This window comes from Desulfobacterales bacterium (assembly GCA_029211065.1).
GTDB lineage: Bacteria > Desulfobacterota > Desulfobacteria > Desulfobacterales > JARGFK01 > JARGFK01.
The window spans coordinates 19371-40204 of record JARGFK010000036.1 but is presented as its reverse complement, the minus strand read 5'-3'; the positions used below and the strand labels follow the sequence as shown (position 1 = coordinate 40204).

Sequence of the window (20834 nt, the reverse complement as noted above, 5' to 3'; positions counted from 1 at the left end):
ACATCGCTGACCGATACCCGGCAGTATCCTTACGCCGTATTCTCCGATCTGTATCACCTTCGTTGGCCCACCGAAGAGGATTACAAAGCTATCAAGTGCCGGATCGAAATGGAAAATTTCTCCGGAAAATCAGCCCTGTCTGTCTATCAGGACTTTCACGCCAAGGTGTTGACGAAAAATATTGCGTCGATTTTCGCATTGCCGGTTAACGATATGCTGGCTGCCGATACTCGCGCAGATCGAAAATACAACTACCGGGTGAACTTCACACAAGCCTTGGCCAAAACCAAGAATCTGATGCCTCTGTTTTTTCAAAGATCCAAAAGAAAGATCAAGCTCATCATCGAAGCATTATTTGAGCTGCTTGTAAAAACTATCGAACCGATAAGACCTGGACGCCATTACCCCCGAAATCACCGGGTATCATCCAGGAAATTTTATATTTGCTATAAGCCAATCGCTTAAGTTAACGACATTGTATGGCAAATTGAAAAAGCGACGTGGGCGGGCCAGGATATTGGCCCGCGCCTTGGTGCAGCTCAAAGATGGTCGATTGGCCAAGCTGGTCTTTGTCAGAGATAAACGAAAAAAAGACTGGCTGACGCTGCTATCAACCGATACCAAACTGGCCAATGAAGATGTGGTTCGTATTTACGGAAAACGTTGGGACATTGAAGTGTTCTTTAAAATGGCCAAACAACATCTAAAACTAGCAAAAGAAATCCAGTGCCGTGACTTTGACGCATTGATTGCCCATACTTCCATCGTATTTATGCGGTACATGTTTCTGGCCTACCAATGCAGAGTCGAGACAGATCATCGAACTTTTGGAGACCTTTTTTACTTCTGCTGTGATGAAGTCAGCGATATCTCGTTTATTGAGGCACTTTACCGAATATTGACCCTGGCGGCGGACCAGTTGAAAAGCATCGGCAATTTCTGCGAAAAAACAGCATCGGCCTATTTTGATGCAATTCTGAACACCGCGTTGCAGTGTGTCGGCTTGTCAAAGAACAATTTGGCTATGAAACCCGAAAGTTGAATTAATAACTTTCCATTTATGCCATCCCTGTCCTATTACGAGGTGATTGTATGATACTCGGGGCCATCTCCAATTCCTGGCAATTACAGCTTTCAAACCATGATCTGAAAAAATTGGTGCAGGATGCCCAGAAGTGCGGGGCGCGTCAGATAGAGCTGCGCCAGACCTGCATGGGCGACTACGAGACGGGGGACGGTGAAGCCTGGCGGCCGGCGATTGAGAAACTTGCGATGATGGCAAAGGCTTTTCCCCGGCTATCGTTCAACCTGGCCATTGAGTGGTCGTGCCTCTCAAGGGAAACCGACCCTCGCGGAGAGCAGTTCCAGTCCGCACTCCAGGCAGCCAAGGTGCTGAATGCGAATGCCCCCCAGCTGCGCCTGGTGGACAGGACAACTTGCGATGTTGCCTGGACGGATGAAAGACAGGTTCCGGCCATTGCGCTTGGGCAGATGGCCGATCTGACGCGCGAAGCGTCTCAACAAGGCGTGGTTGTCTCCATTGAGAACGTGGGCCAGACGATTGCAGGCATGATCTTGCTGGTGGGGATGGTCCGCGACCGGCTGCCTAAGAACGCCGGCCGATTTCTGGGTATCTGTCCTGACCCGGCAAACCAGCTTCCGCGATTCCCGGATAGCGATCCTGTAGCCGAGATCGAGTCGGCGCCGCCGGACTTCCTCAAGATTGTGCACTTTAAGCAGATCCGTGGCGGGAAACCGCACCCCACCATCGATACAGGCGACGTGGACTGCCTTCGTCAGATGCGTGTGCTTAAAAAGATAGGTTATCGTAGCGCCATTATAATGGAGATACCGCCTCACGAGCGGGTGATGGAGAATTTGTCGGCCAGCTTCGCGTACCTGACGAAAAGTACCAAATAAAAACCTTCATTCCGGTTTTTTTTACGGTCGTTCCCTTTGGACGGCCAGCACCCGCATCAAGTTGTTTTTGGCGTTGGCGGATTCCGGATTTATCCGCAGGGCCTCCCGAAACTCTCTGACAGCCCCATCGATATTTCCTTTTTGAAAAAGCGCAATCCCCAGATTGTTATGGGCGGCCTCATAATCGGGCTTGATGCGGACAGCCTCCAAGTAGTGCACGACGGCTTCATCGATGCGCCCCGATCGATGCAGGGCATTGGCGAGATTGTAGTGCGCGCGCTCATAATTCGGATTGATGCGCAGGGCTTCCCGATAATGGGTGATGGCCTCATCGGTTCGGCCCCGTTTTTCCAGGGCAAACCCCAGATTGTTGAGGGCATTTTCGTAATTCGGATTGATGCGCAGGGCTTCCCGATAATGGGTGATGGCCTCATCGGTTCGTCCCAGTTTTTCCAGGGTGAGCCCCAGGTTGTTGTGGGTTTTTTCGAAATTCGGGTTGATGCGCAGCGCTGCTGAATAATGTCTGAGGGCCTGATCATATCGGCCCAGTTTTTCCAGGGCGAGTCCAAGATTGTTGTGGGCTTGTTCATAGTCGGGTTTGATACGCAAGGCTTCCTGATAATGCGTGACGGCCGCTTCGGTTTGACCTTGCCTGTCCAGGGCAAAACCCAGATTATAATGCGGCAGCCAGTTGTTGTCCGTTACCGCCAGGGTATGTTCGAAAAGTGTCACCGTGTTTTGCCAGTAACGCACCTGTTTTATGGTAGCCGCCATCAGGAGCAACAGAATCGTTGCGGTTACGGCTGTAAGCATGATCTTTATGCGGGGAAACTTTACGACCAGCTCGGAAGCAGACCAGACAATGATGATGAAGATGCCGATAAGGGGGATATAGGTGTATCGATCCGCCATGGCCTGGATGCCGACCTGCGCCAGTCCGATTACCGGTACCAGCGTTCCCAGAAACCAGAACCAGCCGACGGCCACATAAGGCCGTCGTTTGACAGTCCAGACGGCAAAAACACTTATGGTTGATAGAAAAAAGAATGCTCCCGCGACCTTCCACCAGATGAAAGCAGACGGATACGGGTATAGGACCGCCAGGTCTGCCGGCCAGAACATCTTTCCAATGTATTTGACATAGGAGGTCAGGGCGTTTGCGGCTCTGACGCCGATGGGCACCGCATCCAGCGGCCGGAGTGAGCCGCTTTGCTGCTGAACCAAATAGGTTATGATGCTGGAAATCGCAATAAGCAGAAAGAGGGGCAGCTTTTCCCGAACCAGCCGGAGAAAAATATGTCGCTGCCCGGAGTTTTCAGGAAGCGGACATGCCGCTATGGCAAAGCGGTTTAGCGGCCAGTAATCCAGCAGCAGGAATACAAAAGGGAATGTCACCAGCATCGGCTTGGACATCAGCCCCAGCGCCAAAAACAAAAAAACCAGCAGATACCTATGGACGTTCGGTCGGGCGGCATAACGGACATACCCCCACAGCGCCAGCATTCCGAAAAAAGTACTTAACACGTCCTTGCGCTCCGCTATCCAGGCCACCGATTCCACATGCAGCGGATGCAAGGCAAACAAGGCGGCCACAACACCGCTTTGCCAGGGCATCCCGGTCATTTTGCTGAAAACGGCGAAGATCAGCAGCGCGTTTAAAATATGAAAAAAAAGGTTTGTCTGATGATGCCGGCCGGGATTCGGTCCGAACAGCTGAATGTCCAACATATGGGACAGCCAGGTAACAGGGTGCCAGTTGCTGGACTGTTTGGTGGTGAAAGCCCATATGATGCTTTCGACTGTCAAACCGTTTAGTACATGGGGATTTTCACTGACATATTTATTGTCATCATAGTAAACAAATTTATAGTCCTTTACCTGCCAGTAGACGGCAAGGGTTGAAAGGATTAAAAACAGGCAGATGAGCAGGTCGCGCTGTTTTGATAGAAAAAAATTTTTCAGGGGTGGGTTTTTCATGACACTTCGATTTATTATAAATAGCGCAAAGGCTCAAGGCCGTGGTAGCGGCGAATCGCCTCCAACAGACCGACCGTACCGGTCATCATGTTGTCCCCATAAGGGGCGCCGAAGACGATGGGCAGCCTTGAGTTTTCCACCAGTTTGCGTTTAGGGCCGGTGGCCACAATGATTTCCACGGCGTCATACCCAAAAGATTTGCGGTTATACGCACCGTGGCCGCCTTCAGCCAGGATCTGTTCATGCTGTAATTTTCCGTCGGCCAGGTCGGTTATTAACCCCTCCAGGCGTTTAAGGGTGATATCGTGGGTATGGTATTCAAAAAAGCCGGCGATCTCTCCGTCGGCCAGGGCGGCACCCACCGTATGTGAGGTTGCGATGTCCAGGACCAGGATCTTCTCCTTTGTCGCTGCCTGAATGTCAAGGGATGCGCCCAGAATGGCCGCCATGCCGCTGTCCATCAGGTAGACCTCATCAGCCGGCAGTTGCTTACTGCTTTCGGCAATGGACCGGAGGCGGTTAAATGTTGTCGGTACGATGTCCCGGGGATAGAGCAACGCGTGCGGGAAGGGGGTTTTATCCAATTCTGCCTTAAAGAGCTTCTGGCGATAATCAAGATGGGACATCCCTTTCGGCGGCATGCCGTGATCCTGTACGCAGATACCCATCTTGTCAAAACGAAAAGGGACACCGAACCCTTCAACGATTTGTTTCAGCCGTTCAAGATCGAGGTCGCCAATCTCCAGAACTGAATAGGTGCCGTTTTTGACCAAAGCCAGTGCTTCGGCATCTTCAACAACATGGATTCCATATCCGGCCACTTTTTTTAAATCATGATGAACGGTGGCGGCAGCAGACGCGGTCATCACGACCCTGTCGGTCTGAGCGCGTTTTTTTAAGACCGCGGAAATGGCGCCGCCTCCCATTTCGTTGCCGGTTATTAAAAGGTTTCCCGGCAAACCGGCCGCCTTTTCAGCAACAGTCTTTACGGGTGAACGAACGACCGCCTTGTAGGACAGGCCGGTGGCGTCATCATAATAAAGAATATCCATGGTGCCGGCACCGATATCGATCAGTAAATAACGGCTCATCGGTTTTTCCACTGCGGCGTCTTTTTTTCCAAAAAGGCCTGAATGCCGTTTTGGGCATCCTCCGCCTCCAAATTCATGGTGATGGTATGCTTGGCATATTGAAAGGCATGGTCGTCGGACTGGTCAATCTGATCGTAAAAACCCCGCTTGCCGATTTCCAGTACAAAGCGGCTCGATTCAGCGATGGTGCGGGCCAGCTTAATAGTTTCAGATTCCAGTTCATCCAGAGGGACGACTTTGTTGAGCAGGCCGAGCGACTTGGCTTCCGGGGCTGAAAAATAGCGTCCGGTCAGGAGCATTTCCATGGCCGCTTTTCGTCCGATTGCACGGGTTATGGCCACCATCGGGGTGGTGCAAAACAGGCCGATCCGGACACCGGGGGTGGCGAATTTGGCGTTTTCTTCTGCTACCGCCAGATCGCACCAAGCCACCAGCTGGCATCCGGCGGCAGTGGCGATGCCCTGAACTTGGGCAATTACCGGCTGTGGTATTTCATGCAGCAGCTGCATCATGCGGGTACACTGGTCAAAAATATATTTATGCGCCTTAACCCCCAGGCCAACCATTTCTTTCAGAAAATGCCCGGCGCAAAAATGCTTGCCGGAAGCCCTGATGATCAACACCTTTATAGACTCGTCCGCAGCAACCCCTGTCAGGACATCTATTATTTCCTGTATCATTTTTTTTGATAAGGCATTAATTTTTCCGGGATTGTTTAAAGTTAAGGTTCCGATTGCACCGTCCGCTGAATATAAAATTTCTTCATAAACCATGGCTGGTCTCCTTAATAAATTAAGAAACGGTTAAACGAATGCGGCCGGTTATGAATCGCTCTCAGGGGTGGCGGGAATTGGAAGCTTAAAAAATTGAATGCCTTCTTTTTTCAGGGTTTTTTCTTCTTCGGAAGAACTGACGCCCCTGATATTTCTCGGTTCAATGACACCATAATGCATCTTTAGTGCTTGTTTAGTGAAATCAGGGCCGACATCATCGAAGTTTTTCTTGACGTAATCAACTATTTTGCTGTTGATTTGTTCGAGTTCCGACGAATTTGGGGAAATCTCGCCGGTGGGCTGAAACGATTTTTTGATGGCAAACGACGATAGGATTTTTGAGACGGAGGTATCGTTGCAGACCGGGCAAGTGATCAAACCTTTGCGGTTCTGATCTTCGTATGCCTGCCCGTCTTCAAACCAACCTTCAAAGGTGTGGCCATTCACACATTGTAGATCAAATGCAATCATAAAATAAAAACCGTTGCGTACGATGGGTAATGTTATTAAATCGGAAATAAATTATCATAAAAATTGACATATTAAAAGAAATTATTGACAGATTCAATTTTTTTGACTCAAAATATATCAACATATCAGTTTTTTAAAGAATATTTAGCGAGTCTACCTTTAACAACGGTCAACCAGCGGATTGATGGAGATTCGGGTATGAAAAATTTCATTGTTATGGGAATTTGGTTGTTGCTGTTTTCAATTCCGGTTCAGGCAGAGACGATGTATATATCCGATATCGTAAAGATTACGCTGAGAACGGGACCGGGCGCCGATCATCGGGTGATTGGGATGCTCCAATCCGGGCAGGAGGTCGAAGTCCTTAAATCGGAGGATGAGTGGACCCAGGTTAATCTCTCCAACGGCAAACAGGGATGGGTGATCAGCCGCTTACTGACAGCCGATAAGCCCAAAATATTGTTGCTGGATCAAATAACTGAAAAGAACAAGGCCCTCACCAGTCAGATTTCTGATTTAACAAGTAAAAACAATTCGTTAACCGAAATTAACAAGGGGATAGAAAACGAGCTGGCAAAACTCAAAAAAAATCTGCAGGAAACAGGCCGCTCATACGAGACGCTGCAAAAGGAAGCATCTGAATTCCTTGCCCTACAGTCAAAATATAAAATATCGGCACAGGAACTTGATGCCCAGGTTAAAAGAGCAAATGAACTGGAAGCGGAAATTGGAAAATTAAAATCAAATCAGAAAATAAAATGGTTTTTAATTGGGGCCGGGGTCCTTCTTTTGGGTTTTCTGTTAGGTTTAAGTGCAAAACGCCAGCGGCGACGGTACATGGTATTGTAACAGCCGATACGGTTATTATTTTGTTTGACAAGTGGTATGGATGCATTAGTTTAGCTGATTAAATTGTAATATCTCATAGAAGCCTGGGGAACCTTCAATTAGAACATATGTGTTTATGATATTGGAAGCTAAATGACGAAGAAAAGGGATTACTACGAAGTTCTTGGCACAAACCGAAATGCTACGGACGAAGAGTTAAAGAAAGCCTACCGCAAACAAGCCTTAAAATACCATCCGGACAGAAACCCGGGCGACAAAGCGGCTGAGGACAACTTTAAGGAAGCTGCGGAAGCCTACGAAGTGCTGCGCGACGCACAAAAGCGTCAGATTTATGATCAATATGGCCACCAGGGACTTGAAGGCGCCGGGTTTTCAGGCTTTGGCGGGTTTGAGGATATATTTTCAAGTTTCGGGGATATTTTTGAAGATTTTTTTGGGTTCGGCACCGGCCGGCGTTCCAGATCAAGGACCCAAAAAGGGGCAGACCTTCGCTACGACTTAAAGCTCAGCTTTATGGAAGCCGCTTTTGGCACGGAAACACACATTGATGTGAACAAGAGAGGCAACTGTACCTCATGTGAGGGAAGCGGGTGCGAAAAGGGCACCCATCCGGAAACCTGTGGGCAATGTAAAGGTTCGGGTCAGGCCACACGCACCCAGGGTTTTTTTACATTGAGTACGACGTGCCCGACCTGCAACGGCCGGGGCCAGGCCATACCGCATCCGTGCCCTGAATGCAGAGGCGCCGGCCAGGTCTTGGTGCGGAAAAAAGTAGCGGTTAAAATTCCCGGCGGCGTTGATTCCGGCTCCAGGCTTCGGCTGACCGGGGAAGGTGAATCAGGTGTTTATGGAGGGCCGCCCGGGGATCTGTATGTTTTTATCCATGTGGAGCCCCATGAATTTTTTAGACGGGATAATACGGAGATCATTTGCCAGATCGAAATTTCATTTGTGCAGGCCGCTTTGGGTGATTCCGTTACGGTGCCGACCTTAAATGGCAACAAGTCACTTGAAATACCAAAAGGAACCCAGCCCGGGGATGTTTTCCGATTCAGGGGCGAGGGGATCCCTTCACTTCGCAGCAACCGGCGCGGCGATCAGCTGATTCAGGTCATCATTAAAACCCCTGTCGGTTTAAGTAAAAAGCAGGAAAATCTGTTGAAAGAGTTTGCAAAACTTGAATCGGGTAAGTTGAGCAACAAATTGAAAAATTTGTTGAGAGGGGACAGCGCTGGTGCAAACTAATAGAAATTATTTCAAAACCCCAAAGGATTATTTAATATGTTCGAGTTAAAAATAATTGCCGATTTTGCCGCTGCGCATCAACTGAAAATGGTGGCAAAAAAATGTGAAAACCTTCATGGGCATAACTGGAAAATTGAAGTGTGCGTGGCAGGGGAGCGCCTGAACGATGCCGGTGTTTTAATGGATTTTGGTGAAATCAAGGCCCGCCTGTCCGACATTATGGCCTCGCTTGACCATAAGTTTTTAAATGAACTTGAATTTTTTAAAGCCGGCAATCCTTCTTCCGAAAATATCGCACAATATATTGCCAAATCCCTGCAAAGAGAAATCGATAATTCCGCAGTGAAGGTCACCCGGGTCACCGCCTGGGAATCTGACAACGCCTGCGCCACATTTATCTGCTGAAATTTCAGATTCCCTTCCAAATGCAATCGCAATATATGGCTGCGAGTTGCTGACGCCGGCTTTTCTGCCGCTTTCATAAGTAAATGTTGATTTTAAAGTTAAAATCATATAAAAAAGCCCCCACTGAATAGAAGAAGCCTTTGATGGGATTCAGCGGAGGCTTTGAGCAAGGAAAACTGGAGACAGCACTCCTTGTGACTCGGGAATTTTATAGCAAGACAACCCCGGCAGGTCAATCTAAAAACGAATCGAATTAAAACCCAAAAGGAGCGTGAGGGGCCGGATGGCGCGTCGATATTTTGGAATTGCAACCCCCAAGAATATAAATTCTCTCTGCCTTTACGCGGTTGCCTGTGTGCTGCTTTTGTCAGCTCCGGCCCGGGCGGACGAGCCGGTAAAAGTATATGACCTTGCACAGACAATTGAAAGGGCCATCGAAGTCCATCTCCGGGTTAAACTGTCACAGGATGAAATCGAAGCGGCCGACGCAGCTAAGAAATCACAAAAAACCAATTTTTATCCTACATTCAGTGCTGCCTATCAATATACACGCAATTATGAAACCGTAACCAGTCCTTATTTCGGAGTTCTTTCCCCGGAAAATGAATATGTTTTTGTTACATCCGTCAAGCAGCCGTTGTTTACCGGCTTCTCCATTTTGAACCGGTACGAAATTGCCGCTCTTGGACTGGACGTCGCAAAAATCAATGAAAAACTGGTGCGCCAGAATATTATATTTGAAGCCAATAATATCTATTTTTCGGTCTTAAAGGCCCAAAAACTATTGACGGTGGCTGAGGATACGGTCAAACAGATTGAATCCCAAACCGATGTGGCCCGAAATTTCTATCAGGTCGGCATGACGCCGCTGAACGATCTTCTGCAGGCCCAGGTAGAGCTGGCCAATGCACAGCAGAATCTGGTCATTGCGCAAAACAATCTTGAAGCGGCAGGGTCGAATTTCAATACGTTTTTGCGCCGGCCGATTAACGCACCGGTTCAAATTCAGGATGTTCTGGCGTACACACCGCTTGAAAAAGATCTGGATTACTGTCTGGAAACAGCCCAACAAAATCGTCTGGAACTCCAGATTGCCGACCGCAAGGTTGAAATTGCGGAAAAAGAATTAAAGCTGGCAAAAAAAGATTATTACCCGACCGTGATGCTTGAGGGAAATATATATAGTCTCGGGACCGATTGGAATGTTGACGGCGGGGCGGGGATAAGCGACCCCCACCGCTGGGATATCCAGGCAACCGCACAGTGGAATTTCTGGGAATGGGGCCGCACAACGTATGGCGTTAAGGAAAAATTGAGTCGCCTATCCCAAGCCGGGCACGAGAAAGCAGAAGTACAGGAAACTTTAATCCTGGAGGTGAAAAAGGCATTTTTAAAGACCATTGAAACCGAAAAGAATATTGCCACGGCTGAAAAAGCGATTGAACAGGCCAAAGAGAATTTAAGAATTAACCAGGAACGCTATAAGGAACAAGTCGCCACAACCACCGATGTGCTGGATGCCCAGACGTTGCTTTCACGAACCATGACAAATTATTACAATGCCTTGTATGATTTAAAAATTTCAAAGGCATCCCTTTCCAGGGCGATGGGCCGGGAAGCTATGGAATAATAATGGATGCGATGGATGCGGTTGATAAAAGCCCGATAATCCGCTTGTTCCATGTTCATAAGCGCTACGGTTCAAAGAATGCCCTCATTGACACCACTCTTGATATCTGCAAAAACGAATTCCTCTGTATCAGCGGCCCCAGCGGCGCCGGAAAAACCACGATCTTAAAACTTCTCTATCTGGGGGAGCCGGTATCCGAAGGGCAGGTCCTGGTGGACGGGATGAACCTGTCTCGCATACCCCTCAAACGGATCCACTTGTTACGTCGAAAGTTCGGAATCGTTTTTCAGGACTACAAGCTGATTCCGACGAAAACGGTTTTTGAAAATGTCGCCCTTGTCTTGGAGGCCGTGGGCAAAAAAAGAGGATTGATTCGTAAAAAAGTCAGGAGTGTGCTCCGGACCGTCGGAATGGAGGAACGGCATCATTCTTTGCCGCCAAGCCTGTCCGGAGGCGAGCAGCAGCGTATTGCCATTGCCCGGGCGGTGGTCGGCGACCCCCGGATTATTCTGGCGGATGAACCCACCGGCAATCTGGACGATGCTTCCGCCGATGTCATCTTTAATCTGCTCAAGGGATTTCATGCCCGGGGGGGGACCATTGTTGTCGCCACCCATGACAAGGACCTGATCCGCAAGGCCGGCGGCCGTACGGTTTACCTGCGTCAAGGGCGGGTAGAAAAAATCACGAATGCTTGAAAGCCGGGACGATGACGCTTTTTATAAAACGGGCCATACACGATATTCTGGGCAACCGGTTTTTGAACATGGTGACGGTTATTACCATTGCCCTCTCGATTCTGATTGTCAGCTCCTTTACACTTTTCTTTATAAACGCCACCGATGTAATGGATGTCTGGAAAAAAGGGATCCGGATTATGGCTTACCTTAAACCGGAGCCTGATCGCAAGAACCTTGCCGATACTCGGCAGGCATTGCAGAGTATAACCGGAGTTCAAGATGCCGTTTTCGTATCGAAAGAGGAAGCGCTAAAATTACTTAAGGCGCAAATGCACCGCCAGGCATCCCTCTTTGAGAACTTGAGAGAAAATCCCCTCCCGGATGCCTTTGAAGTTCGGATTATTCCCTCTTCACAACGCGGAGAAGAAGTTGAAAGGCTGGCTGCACGGATTGAGTCGTTGCCCGAGATTGAAGAGGTGGAGTACGGGCAGAGCTGGGTTGGAAAGTTCACCAGCATCATCAATCTGTTTCGGCTGGCCGGGTACGCCATCGGCGCTCTTTTTTTTATGGCGGCGGTATTTATTGTGGCCAACACCATTCGGATCGTACTTTATTCCAGGCGTGAGGAAATTGAGATCATGCGACTGGTGGGAGCGGCCGATGGGTTTATTAAAGCGCCCTTTTACATCGAAGGTCTGATTCTGGGGGCATTGGGCGGCATCATCGGCATCGGCGTCCTGTTTCTGATCTTTTTGCTGATATCCGCAAATGTTCAGCAAAGCGTGGCGGCCGGTTTGTTCCAACTCCGTTTTCTTTCGATGGAAAGTACGGGCGCAATTTTGGTGGGCAGTATGATTGCGGGGTGGTTGGGGTGTTACCTTTCACTCAAACAATTTTTAAAAACGTAAGTCCGTTGGGATGTTACCGAAATTTAGGTTCCGACTCCAGCATAGACGGCGCTTTAACGTGTGGTTTCAAGGCGATAATCATTCTGTGTTTATGGGTGATGACCGTTATGACTCCCGCACCGCTGACGGGGTCTGAGGCCGTAGGGACGGGTATCATCGCGGCATCGAAACTAAACATGCGCAGTGCTCCGGATCCGGCGGCGCCGATTCTAATGGTATTAAATCGGGATGCGAAGATCAAAATACTGCGGCAGGATAAAGAATGGCTTCACATAATACATAACGATACGGTTGGTTATGTTCGAAATCGTAAGCGTTATGTAGAGATTTTACCTGCCGGGCAGGAAAAGACTGCGAATGATGAAAAGTCTTTTCAGCCGGCAACTGACAAAAAAGCGCCGTTTCAAAGTGCATCAAAGGAGATCCTGCAGCAGCTGTCCGAACACCGGCAGGAAGTCGTTACCTTTACTAAGAAAGAAGTCGCGCTTGTTGAAAGCTTAAATGATATTGATCTGTCGATAGACAGTTCCAGAAAACAGGTGGCGGCACTCCGGTCGGAAGCCCGCATTCTGGATGAAAAAATAAAAGAAAACGCCGCGGCCTCAAAAGCGCTTATTATAAAAATGGATCGAATCGAGGCATATGCGGCCAAGCGCCTGGTGGCGTTATACAAGTTGAACTGGCTGGGCAGATTTAATGTGCTGGTATCGGCCGAAAGCATGTATGATCTGTTTCAGCGAAAGTCTGCCCTTGAAAAAATCCTGACCTATGATGACAATATCCGGCAGGAGTTGAGTTCGAGCAAAACCCGCCTTGAGCATCTCCAGGCGCAGCTCCAGGATGAGAAAAATACCAAACGGTCGCTTGAGGAAACCATTCAAAAGCAAATCGGTATGATGTCGCTAAAAAGGTCTGAGCGTACCGTGCTGCTGGACGAGATACGCAATAAAAAATCTATGGAACTGGCTGCAATCGAAGCTTTAAGACAATCGGCCCTGGCCCTGGACCAAAAGGTACGCTCCCTAAGCACGACTGAAAAAAGGCCCCTGCGAGAAGAAAAAGTACCGCCCAAAAGCTTTAACGAACTTAAGGGGTTGCTTAAAATACCGGTCAAGGGTACAATAACGACCAGTTTCGGCTCCTATCTGAACACCAAGCTCAACGTGTTGAACTTCAGAAGCGGCATCGATATCAAGACCGACAGGGGCGAACCCATCCGGGCGGTAAGTGCCGGAATAATTATTTATGCCAGCTGGTTCAAGGGCTATGGCAATATGATCATCATCGACCATGGCAACAGTTATTATACCGTTTATGCCCATGTGGAAGAATTTTTTAAAACAAAAGGCGAAGTGGTTGAATCCGATGAGGTGATTGCAACCGCAGGCGATACCGGTTCCATGATAGGCTCGGGCCTCTATTTTGAAGTTCGCCATCATGGCAAACCGCAGGACCCGATGGAATGGATAAAAAGGGGTTAAAAGGAGTCATTTTATGGCCATAGATAAAAAACGTCACTTGAAACTTTGGCTGGTGGTGGTTATTGCCGTAGTGTCCTGGACAGTAGGCGCCGGCTTTTATCGGGACCTGTCGGCCAATAACGAAGAAACTTACAAAGGGCTCAAACTGTTTTCCGATGTCATTGAACTGATTGAGAAAAACTATGTGGATCCTGTTGAAACCAAAGACCTGATTCAGAAGGCGATCCAGGGGATGGTTCACAGTCTGGATCCGCATTCATCTTTCATGCCGCCCGAAGCCTTTGAAGAACTTAAGGTGGATACCAAGGGAGAATTTGGCGGTATCGGTATTGTGATCACTATTCAAAAGGGTGTTCTCACCGTGATTTCACCCATTGAAGGCACACCGGCTTATAAAGCCGGGGTAATGGCAGGCGACAGGATCATCAAAGTCGACGGAGAGCCGACCCAAGACCTGATGCTTTGGCAGGCGGTCAAAATGATGAGAGGCACCAAGGGAACGGCCGTAGTCATTACGGTTGTTCGGGAAGGAACACCCAAGCCGATCGATTTTACACTGGTACGTGATATCATCCCGATTGAAAGCGTAAAAAGCGTCGTTTTAAAACCCGGTTATGGATATGTCCGGATTTCCAACTTTCAGGAAAACACCAGTGCAGATCTTGAGAATATGTTGAAAGCATTAGAATCAAAAGACGGGGGCTTGAAAGGGCTTGTATTAGACCTTCGGGATAACCCGGGTGGACTCCTCGATCAGGCCATTGAAGTGTCGGACGTATTTCTGGAAAGCGGGGAAATCGTATCCATCAAGGGACGTTTGAAGCGGCACACAAAAAATTATGGGGCACATCCCAACAAGGTTAAGCAAAATTACCCGATGGTTGTCCTGATTAACGGCGGCAGCGCCAGCGCTTCGGAAATTGTTGCCGGCGCGCTACAGGATCAAAAACGGGCGCTGATCCTGGGGACAACATCTTTCGGCAAGGGATCGGTTCAGACCGTTGAAAGCCTGCGGGACGGCTACGGTCTAAAGTTTACAATCGCCAGATACTACACGCCGAATGGACGCTCCATTCAGGCCCAGGGCATTGTGCCGGACCTGGTGCTGAAGCACCAGTTCATCGACTTAAATGCAGTTGATGAAAGTGAGGAAAGGCTCTTAAAAGAAAAAGATTTGAAAAACCATCTGGAGGCGGAACCGTTTAAGGAACCGGAAGAAAAAGAGACCGAAGACAAGAAACAGGAGAAAAAGCTTAAACAGCAGACCAAATTCCGACACGGCCCGCTTGACACGGAATCCCTTCGGTCTGATAACCAGGTGATGCGCGGGCTCGAGATTCTCTTAAGCTACAATATTTTTAAAAATCTGAAAAACTAACAGAACACAACCTATCCATGGTAAAAAAAAAAGCAGGGCCGGCAAAAAGACCGAAAAAAAGCAAATCCAAGCGTCAGAATATTTTTAAAGCCAACCTCAAAAAAACGATTGCGGGCGTTGCGATCCTGCTGGTTTTGGTGGTTGCCGGCGGATGGCTGCTTCACTATTTGCTGGAGGACCGGCAACAGATAAAAGCGCCGACGCCCGCAAAAAAAGCGCCGGCGCAACAAAAACCGGTCGTGCTTAAACCGACGTTTGAAGTTTTTCCTAAAAAGGATATCCCTGTCCGCGAACCGCTGGTCCCGCCGGCAGTTAAAAAGACCCGTGAACGTCCCCGGGTGGCGATCATCATAGATGATTTGGGTCATGACCCCCAAATGGCCCGGAAATTTATGGATCTCGATGCGGTTTTAACATTTTCAATCCTTCCGTATGGTCCGTTTCATCGTCAGATTGCCGACGCCGTTTATGCAAAAGGGTTTGAAGCCATGCTGCATCTCCCGATGGAGCCGGTTGAGTACCCCCATATCAATCCCGGCAAAGGGGCCCTGCTGACGACAATGACCCCCGACGAGCTGATTGAACAGCTCCAGAAGAACCTGGAAGCGATTCCCCATGCCAAGGGGGTCAACAATCACATGGGATCCCGGATGACAGCCAACTCAACGCAATTGTATCAGATATTTACCATCCTTAAAAAACGCGACCTCTTTTTCATCGACAGCCGCACGACGGCTGAAACTCTTTGCAAACCGTCGGCCCGCCTGTTTCAGTTATCTTTCTCTGAGCGGGATGTCTTCCTGGACAATGTTCAGCAGACCCAAGCGATCCGAAGGCAATTGGATCAGCTGCTCCTGATCGCTGAGAGCCATGGAGAGGCTGTCGGCATCGCCCACCCGTACGCGGTTACCGTTGACGTGCTGCGGGAAATGCTGCCGGAAATTCGAAAAAAAGTCGACCTGGTACCGGCCTCGGCGGTGGTTCACAGCGCAGGATAGCCCTGCAGTTGCAACACAGGGATAATTTGGCCTCGAAAATCCTTTTCTTTACTATCCGATCGGTTGCAGCAGTTCGATGATGATATTGTCGGGCCCATTAAAAAAGGCAATTTTGTTTTTCCCGACTTCTTTTGGGGGGATGGAAAAAACATACCCTTTGGACGACAGTTCCCGATAAGTTTGTTCAACGTCATCCACAGTAAGGCCGATATGGTGAAAACCGTATTGCGCCACCGTTGCACCCGCTGAAACCTTTTCATCATCACGGGCAATCCGTAGATTGATGATGGCGCCGTTTAGATCAAGGGTCGCGCCGTCGACGTTGGAAAATTGTTTTCTTTCAACCAGGTCGGCACCCAAGGTCTCGGTAAAAAAGGCAATGGTTTTTTCTAAATCGCTGCAAAGCAAATGTAGGTGATGAAGTCGATATGTCATGAACATCTCCTGTAAGTTGTTGGTTCCTGCAACAAAGCCTGTTTTTTTGATTTATGTATCTGCGATTCCGGCCAAACGTTTGGCCGCTTTTTTCTTGGCGTCGGTGTTGCTTTCCCGAAAAATGGTGATTCGATGCGCCTCGGGCGACCCGCCGCCGTGAATATCGGAGATGGTATCGGCGCTTTCCATGGCCATCTTTTCAACCAACCGGTACATCTTGATACGCTTTTCGGTAGGTATCTCGGACGCCCCCTTCAAGTATTTTTTAATCAGGGGTCCGATGTCTTCATTTTCCAAATCGCGATCAGAAGGAAGGTCAGCGACAAACCCGCCGGAAACATCGATCATCAGGCGGGTTGCCTCGGCCATTTCCCGGCCTTCGTGAATTTTGGAAGCGTTTGCCAGAACCGGATCGATGAAATAAGTGCCGGACGGCTCTTTGTGCCCTTCGTATGAAGCAGCCAGGCTGCATCCGTAAAGGGTTTCCGCGCGGTGGATCATATCGATCACTTTTTGCTTGAGATGGCCGGCCTTGGCGGTTCCATTGTAATCCATCATGGTTAATGCAGCTCCGGTCATACAGTCGATTTTACCGGATTTACAGCCGCCATGACTCTGGCGGTGAAAGGCTGAAAATCGGGCAACCATTTCCTGGGCAAATTCCACCTCACCGTACATGAATACCCGTTCCCAGGGGACGAACACATTGTCAAAAATAACGGTGGGGCAATACTTGGAATAGCGGGTGTTGCCACAATCCCATCCATCCAGCTCGCGGGTGTCCAGGCTTGAACGTCCCACAATATGGATCAGACCGGGAGCGTCTGATGGCACCGCAAAAGCAAGGGCAAACTCCTCTTCGCCTTTTCGCAGCGCCCGGGTGGGCAGAACGATAATCTCGTGAGAGGAAACCGAACCGGTCTGATGGGCCTTGGCCCCCCGGACGACGATGCCGTCGTCACGATTTTCAACCACATGGAGATATACATCCGGATCCGGCTGTTCTTTCGGTGAAAGTGACCGGTCGCCCTTAACATCGGTTACGCCGGCGTTAGCGGTAAGATCATTTTTCTGAATATATTTCAAAAATTCGATGAAGCGCGAATAATATGTGGAATTGTACTTCCGGTCGATGTCGAAAGTGACGATGGAAAGGGCTGCGAGGCAGTCCAGACCGGTGCAGCGCTGATGGCAGGTGCCGACCCAGTTGCCCAGGGTGCGGTTTATCTTGACGCGGGCAACCAGGTCCTGAATGGATCCGGGCGGCAGGGTAAAGCGATTTACCGCTTCATGAATCAGCGGACTTTTTGTAACCAGCAGGTCCCGGTATTCCGGCATTTGAGCAAGTTCATAAGTTGCCGCGGTTGCCTCTATTCCGGCCCTTAAGCGGGGGTTGTCAACAACATTTTCTATCTTTTCGCCGAACATATAAACCGTCGGCTTCATATTACGTAGTGATTCAATGTATTCGTTTTTTGTCTTAAGTCCCATGACAAATTCTCCTGCCTGACAATTCTATTCAGGTTTAAAAAGCTTAACCGTATCGAAGCCAAGCGCGAATGCCTGGTGGTTCATATCCACTTTTCCCTTGGGAACGGCCTCAGCAATGGCCGTTTCCAGCGCCTTGCGGCTCACCACTTCAGTTAAGCGGCACAAAGCCCCGAGCATGATCATGTTGGTTACGATCATATCCTGAATCTGATTTCGAGCAAGGGAGGTCGCCGCAACGCCATAGGCGTTCTGGATACCGTCGGGGACTGTCTGGATCAGGTCTGAATCAAAAATTAAAATCCCGCCGGGCTGAAGGGTCCCGGCAAAACGGTCAATGGCGTCCTGGGCCTGGGCGACCAGGATATCCGGCCGGATGACCCGCGGAAACAGGACCGGGCGATCCGACACGATGACCCAGGCGGCGGCGAACCCGCCCCTTAACTCCGCAGAGTATGCCTGGGTTTGAACCGCATATTTATGGTCGTAGGTGACGGCGGCAGATCCGAATATGACTCCGGCCAAAATCGACCCCTGCCCGCCGACGCCGGCCAGGGTTATTGCTTGTTGTGACATTGAGCCTCCTGCCCCATTTGATGCTTCAAATCCATCCATTGGCTGGAAAGTTCGGGCTTTTCAATATCAACAAATTCACCGATGACAATTCGGCCCGCGAGTTCCTCCCTGCTTAACCCGGATGCTTTACTGAAACTGATACTGTTTTTCTTATAATGCTGGAGAAAATCTGTGGCCTTGCCCAGCTTGCTGACCCGGCCGAACTGGACCGGACACTGGCTGATGGCTTCAATCATGGCAAACCCTTTTTTTTGAAGGCCCTTTTTGATGGAGCGGGTCAGCTGGCGCGGGTGGGCCGTGGTCCAGCGGGCCACGAATGGGGCGCCGGCGGCGACAATCGTTGCGGAAATGTCCAGTGGATGTTCCATGGTCCCATAAGGGCTCGTGATGGTGGTCAGGCCCAGCGGGGTGGTGGGGGCAGTCTGGCCGCCGGTCATGCCGTAAATGCCGTTATTGACCAGGACGACAGTCAAATCAATATTTTTTCTGGCGGCATGAATGAGATGGTTCCCGCCGATGGCGGTCAAGTCGCCGTCGCCGCTGACGACCATTACATTCATATCCGGCCGGCCGAGTTTGACACCGGTGGCAAACGCCACCGGGCGGCCATGGGTGGTATGCAGGGTGTCGGCTGCAAAGAGCGGGCTGGGGATCCAGGCCGAACAGCCGATGCCGGATACAAAGACAAAATCATCCATCTCCAGGCCAAGCTCGTCAATGGCCCGCAGAATGGCCTGGGCCACAATCCCGTTGCCGCAACCCGGACAGGTGGTGGTACGCGTGACATGGGGTCGGGTATATTTTCGTAAAGGATGCTCAATTGCGTCCATCAGGTAGTCTCCTGAATGTATTTTAAAACATCATCGGGGTCGGGAATCTGGCCCAGGATCCGGGGTCCCATAAAATCGACACGACAATACGCGGCCGCATCGGCTTTAATATAGGGGAAAAGCTGGCCGGTATTGTTTTCCAGAACAACCATCCGCTTGACCTTTTGGGCAGCCGCTTCAATCTCTTTGGAGGCGAACGGCCAGATTGTCTTTAAGCGAAGCAGACCGATTTTGAATCCGGCGGCGCGACCCTTTGCCAGGGCGGCTTTGGCTGAACGTGAAACCGTGCCGTAGCTGACAAGGAGTGTATCCCCGCTGCGATAATCGCTTTCGGTTTCGACGATACGGTCCCGCTGGGTTAGAATTTTTTCAATGGGTTTCATAATAAAAGCATGCATGCTCGCCGGATCGCTCAGGTTGCGCATCCCGTTTTTATCATGGCAGGAACTGGTAACATGGGCTTTGAGCCCACGGCCGAAAACCGGCATGGGTGCAACGGCCGGATCCAGGAAATCCTGACGGGACATCGGATCGGTCCCCGGCGCAGGTATTTTGCGGTTTAGCAATGATACATTGTCCTGGGCGGGAATCACCACCTGCTCGCGCATATGGCCGATGAAAGCATCCGCCAGTATAAAAACCGGCACCCGGTATGTTTCTGCCAGGTTAAAGGCCCGGATGGTCATGTCAAACATCTCCTGGGGACTTTCAGGACTCAGGGCAATAATCTGGTAATCCCCATGAGAACCACGGGCCGCCTGGATCACGTCGCCGGCCACCCCGACGGAGGGTACACCGGTTGAGGGACCGAGTCGCTGTACGTCAACAATTACCAGCGGCGTCTCAGTCGCCACCGCAAACCCTATATTTTCCTGCATCAGGCTGAACCCGGGGCCTGAAGTGGCGGTCATGGCTTTACAGCCGGCCCAGGAAGCACCGATGGCCGCACAAATGGCGCTGATTTCATCCTCGGTTTGTAGAAACCCGCCGCCGGCACCCGGAAGTAAAACCGATAGCCGGTTGACAATTTCGCTGGCGGGTGTAATGGGATATCCGGAGACAAAATTACAGCCGGCGGCAATGGCCCCTTCCGCCAGAGCGATATTGCCCATAATAAAATGGGCCCCGGCCGGCAGTCTTTCTTCTTTTTTCATTTTGGTTCCTTGGTTTTCTTTTTCTTTGCCACCACAATTGCCATATCCGGGCAGGAGACCATGCAGTTCATACATACTGTGCAGGGATCTTCATCAATAACCCTTGGCGGCAGAAAGCCCCTTTCATTCATCTCATGGGAGGGCGCAAACAGATTCTTGGGACATACCGACATGCAGATCCCGCAATCTTCAATACCTTTGCACGAATTTTTTAATATAATTATTTCTGACATCTTACCTCAGCCCCTGACATTTTATTTCTTCGGCCTAAAATTCGAATATTATTTACACCGGGGTGGTATTCAGTATGATTTTTCCTAAAAACTTGCTCGTTACAAAACATATAAAATCATTTTAGTCAATCGCAATCCGCTCTATGTTTTAAGTTGTTCCCTTATGGTTTGCTGCATCTGCGTTACCTTTTGAGATTCATACCCGTTAACTTCGGCCTTAGCCCAAACAACGGTTGTTTATAAAATTTTATTGTTACTAAAATTGTTATTTGTTATAAAACCTCAAACATTCATCTGGGGTTCAAGGGGGGA

General features: G+C 49.7%; 22 protein-coding genes. 12 read left to right on the top strand and 10 right to left on the bottom strand.

All coding sequences use genetic code 11. The features are described from left to right. From P1P89_10095 to P1P89_10085, 3 genes are all read left to right on the top strand, one after another. Positions 1-465 (top strand): IS4/IS5 family transposase (locus P1P89_10095; protein ID MDF1591853.1); only part of this gene is annotated, 465 nt, incomplete at its 5' end. A gap of 22 nt (positions 466-487) precedes the next feature. Next, positions 488-1042, top strand: a complete 555-nt coding sequence (locus P1P89_10090) for a transposase (GenBank protein ID MDF1591852.1) — start codon at positions 488-490, stop codon at positions 1040-1042. 50 nt (positions 1043-1092) lie between these two features. Beyond that, positions 1093-1920, top strand: a complete 828-nt coding sequence (locus P1P89_10085; GenBank protein MDF1591851.1) for a TIM barrel protein — start codon at positions 1093-1095, stop codon at positions 1918-1920. 21 nt (positions 1921-1941) lie between these two features. Here the strand turns inward: P1P89_10085 and P1P89_10080 are convergent, their stop codons facing one another. The 4 genes from P1P89_10080 to P1P89_10065 are packed head-to-tail and all read right to left on the bottom strand — an operon-like array spanning position 1942 to position 6232. Then, positions 1942-3897 (bottom strand): tetratricopeptide repeat protein, encoded by a 1956-nt coding sequence (locus P1P89_10080; protein ID MDF1591850.1) that lies wholly within the window; start codon positions 3895-3897, stop codon positions 1942-1944. 14 nt (positions 3898-3911) lie between these two features. Beyond that, positions 3912-4988 (bottom strand): DUF1786 family protein, encoded by a 1077-nt coding sequence (locus P1P89_10075; protein ID MDF1591849.1) that lies wholly within the window; start codon positions 4986-4988, stop codon positions 3912-3914. Continuing rightward, positions 4985-5761, bottom strand: a complete 777-nt coding sequence (locus tag P1P89_10070) for an enoyl-CoA hydratase (GenBank protein MDF1591848.1) — start codon at positions 5759-5761, stop codon at positions 4985-4987. The genes P1P89_10075 and P1P89_10070 overlap by 4 nt, the downstream gene beginning before the upstream one ends. 48 nt (positions 5762-5809) lie before the next feature. After that, positions 5810-6232 carry a DUF1178 family protein gene (locus tag P1P89_10065; protein ID MDF1591847.1) on the bottom strand — a complete coding sequence of 141 codons (423 nt, stop codon included), beginning with the start codon at positions 6230-6232 and terminating at the stop codon, positions 5810-5812. A 198-nt stretch (positions 6233-6430) separates the two neighbouring features. Here P1P89_10065 and P1P89_10060 point away from each other — a divergent pair, with 198 nt between their 5' ends. The 9 genes from P1P89_10060 (at position 6431) to P1P89_10020 (ending at position 15806) form a co-directional block, all read left to right on the top strand. Then, positions 6431-7081, top strand: coding sequence for a TIGR04211 family SH3 domain-containing protein (locus P1P89_10060; protein ID MDF1591846.1), 651 nt, complete (start codon positions 6431-6433; stop codon positions 7079-7081). A 132-nt stretch (positions 7082-7213) separates the two neighbouring features. Then, positions 7214-8326 (top strand): molecular chaperone DnaJ, encoded by a 1113-nt coding sequence (gene dnaJ / locus P1P89_10055; protein MDF1591845.1) that lies wholly within the window; start codon positions 7214-7216, stop codon positions 8324-8326. 36 nt (positions 8327-8362) lie between these two features. Further along, positions 8363-8731, top strand: coding sequence for a 6-carboxytetrahydropterin synthase QueD (gene queD / locus P1P89_10050; protein ID MDF1591844.1), 369 nt, complete (start codon positions 8363-8365; stop codon positions 8729-8731). A 283-nt stretch (positions 8732-9014) separates the two neighbouring features. Beyond that, positions 9015-10361, top strand: a complete 1347-nt coding sequence (locus P1P89_10045) for a TolC family protein (GenBank protein ID MDF1591843.1) — start codon at positions 9015-9017, stop codon at positions 10359-10361. 2 nt (positions 10362-10363) lie between these two features. Beyond that, on the top strand, positions 10364-11059 hold the full coding sequence (locus tag P1P89_10040) for an ATP-binding cassette domain-containing protein (GenBank protein MDF1591842.1): 696 nt from the start codon (positions 10364-10366) through the stop codon (positions 11057-11059). Positions 11060-11070: 11 nt separating this feature from the next. Further along, positions 11071-11949 carry a permease-like cell division protein FtsX gene (ftsX, locus tag P1P89_10035; GenBank protein MDF1591841.1) on the top strand — a complete coding sequence of 293 codons (879 nt, stop codon included), beginning with the start codon at positions 11071-11073 and terminating at the stop codon, positions 11947-11949. Positions 11950-12056: 107 nt separating this feature from the next. Next, positions 12057-13430 carry a peptidoglycan DD-metalloendopeptidase family protein gene (locus P1P89_10030; protein ID MDF1591840.1) on the top strand — a complete coding sequence of 458 codons (1374 nt, stop codon included), beginning with the start codon at positions 12057-12059 and terminating at the stop codon, positions 13428-13430. 13 nt (positions 13431-13443) lie between these two features. Next, positions 13444-14808, top strand: coding sequence for a S41 family peptidase (locus P1P89_10025; protein ID MDF1591839.1), 1365 nt, complete (start codon positions 13444-13446; stop codon positions 14806-14808). A gap of 17 nt (positions 14809-14825) precedes the next feature. Beyond that, positions 14826-15806 (top strand): divergent polysaccharide deacetylase family protein, encoded by a 981-nt coding sequence (locus P1P89_10020; GenBank protein ID MDF1591838.1) that lies wholly within the window; start codon positions 14826-14828, stop codon positions 15804-15806. A gap of 51 nt (positions 15807-15857) precedes the next feature. On the opposite strand, the gene P1P89_10015 is transcribed toward P1P89_10020, so the two are convergent. The 6 genes from P1P89_10015 to P1P89_09990 are packed head-to-tail and all read right to left on the bottom strand — an operon-like array spanning position 15858 to position 20522. Beyond that, complete coding sequence (locus tag P1P89_10015) at positions 15858-16241, bottom strand: VOC family protein (GenBank protein ID MDF1591837.1); 384 nt, start codon at positions 16239-16241, stop codon at positions 15858-15860. A gap of 51 nt (positions 16242-16292) precedes the next feature. After that, the gene (locus P1P89_10010; GenBank protein ID MDF1591836.1) at positions 16293-17732 is read right to left on the bottom strand and encodes a 4-hydroxyphenylacetate 3-hydroxylase N-terminal domain-containing protein; all 1440 of its coding nucleotides are present in this window, start codon (positions 17730-17732) and stop codon (positions 16293-16295) included. A gap of 24 nt (positions 17733-17756) precedes the next feature. Continuing rightward, entirely contained in the window at positions 17757-18305 is a 549-nt protein-coding gene (locus P1P89_10005; GenBank protein MDF1591835.1) for a 2-oxoacid:acceptor oxidoreductase family protein, read from the bottom strand. Next, the gene (locus P1P89_10000; protein MDF1591834.1) at positions 18287-19135 is read right to left on the bottom strand and encodes a thiamine pyrophosphate-dependent enzyme; all 849 of its coding nucleotides are present in this window, start codon (positions 19133-19135) and stop codon (positions 18287-18289) included. The genes P1P89_10005 and P1P89_10000 overlap by 19 nt, the downstream gene beginning before the upstream one ends. Continuing rightward, positions 19135-20289: a 2-oxoacid:acceptor oxidoreductase subunit alpha gene (locus tag P1P89_09995; GenBank protein ID MDF1591833.1), complete on the bottom strand. Its 1155-nt coding sequence runs from the start codon at positions 20287-20289 to the stop codon at positions 19135-19137. Before P1P89_09995 ends, P1P89_10000 begins: the two co-directional genes overlap by 1 nt. Next, on the bottom strand, positions 20286-20522 hold the full coding sequence (locus tag P1P89_09990) for a 4Fe-4S dicluster domain-containing protein (GenBank protein ID MDF1591832.1): 237 nt from the start codon (positions 20520-20522) through the stop codon (positions 20286-20288). Before P1P89_09990 ends, P1P89_09995 begins: the two co-directional genes overlap by 4 nt. Positions 20523-20834 lie beyond the last annotated feature (312 nt).

Coding starts and splice junctions, on each gene's coding strand:
- P1P89_10085 (MDF1591851.1), top strand. CDS start 1,093: ATGATACTCGGGGCCATCTCCAATTCCTGGCAATTACAGCTTTCAAAC.
- P1P89_10080 (MDF1591850.1), bottom strand. CDS start 3,897: ATGAAAAACCCACCCCTGAAAAATTTTTTTCTATCAAAACAGCGCGAC.
- P1P89_10075 (MDF1591849.1), bottom strand. CDS start 4,988: ATGAGCCGTTATTTACTGATCGATATCGGTGCCGGCACCATGGATATT.
- P1P89_10070 (MDF1591848.1), bottom strand. CDS start 5,761: ATGGTTTATGAAGAAATTTTATATTCAGCGGACGGTGCAATCGGAACC.
- P1P89_10065 (MDF1591847.1), bottom strand. CDS start 6,232: ATGATTGCATTTGATCTACAATGTGTGAATGGCCACACCTTTGAAGGT.
- P1P89_10060 (MDF1591846.1), top strand. CDS start 6,431: ATGAAAAATTTCATTGTTATGGGAATTTGGTTGTTGCTGTTTTCAATT.
- dnaJ (MDF1591845.1), top strand. CDS start 7,214: ATGACGAAGAAAAGGGATTACTACGAAGTTCTTGGCACAAACCGAAAT.
- queD (MDF1591844.1), top strand. CDS start 8,363: ATGTTCGAGTTAAAAATAATTGCCGATTTTGCCGCTGCGCATCAACTG.
- P1P89_10045 (MDF1591843.1), top strand. CDS start 9,015: ATGGCGCGTCGATATTTTGGAATTGCAACCCCCAAGAATATAAATTCT.
- P1P89_10040 (MDF1591842.1), top strand. CDS start 10,364: ATGGATGCGATGGATGCGGTTGATAAAAGCCCGATAATCCGCTTGTTC.
- ftsX (MDF1591841.1), top strand. CDS start 11,071: ATGACGCTTTTTATAAAACGGGCCATACACGATATTCTGGGCAACCGG.
- P1P89_10030 (MDF1591840.1), top strand. CDS start 12,057: ATGACTCCCGCACCGCTGACGGGGTCTGAGGCCGTAGGGACGGGTATC.
- P1P89_10025 (MDF1591839.1), top strand. CDS start 13,444: ATGGCCATAGATAAAAAACGTCACTTGAAACTTTGGCTGGTGGTGGTT.
- P1P89_10020 (MDF1591838.1), top strand. CDS start 14,826: ATGGTAAAAAAAAAAGCAGGGCCGGCAAAAAGACCGAAAAAAAGCAAA.
- P1P89_10015 (MDF1591837.1), bottom strand. CDS start 16,241: ATGACATATCGACTTCATCACCTACATTTGCTTTGCAGCGATTTAGAA.
- P1P89_10010 (MDF1591836.1), bottom strand. CDS start 17,732: ATGGGACTTAAGACAAAAAACGAATACATTGAATCACTACGTAATATG.
- P1P89_10005 (MDF1591835.1), bottom strand. CDS start 18,305: ATGTCACAACAAGCAATAACCCTGGCCGGCGTCGGCGGGCAGGGGTCG.
- P1P89_10000 (MDF1591834.1), bottom strand. CDS start 19,135: ATGGACGCAATTGAGCATCCTTTACGAAAATATACCCGACCCCATGTC.
- P1P89_09995 (MDF1591833.1), bottom strand. CDS start 20,289: ATGAAAAAAGAAGAAAGACTGCCGGCCGGGGCCCATTTTATTATGGGC.
- P1P89_09990 (MDF1591832.1), bottom strand. CDS start 20,522: ATGTCAGAAATAATTATATTAAAAAATTCGTGCAAAGGTATTGAAGAT.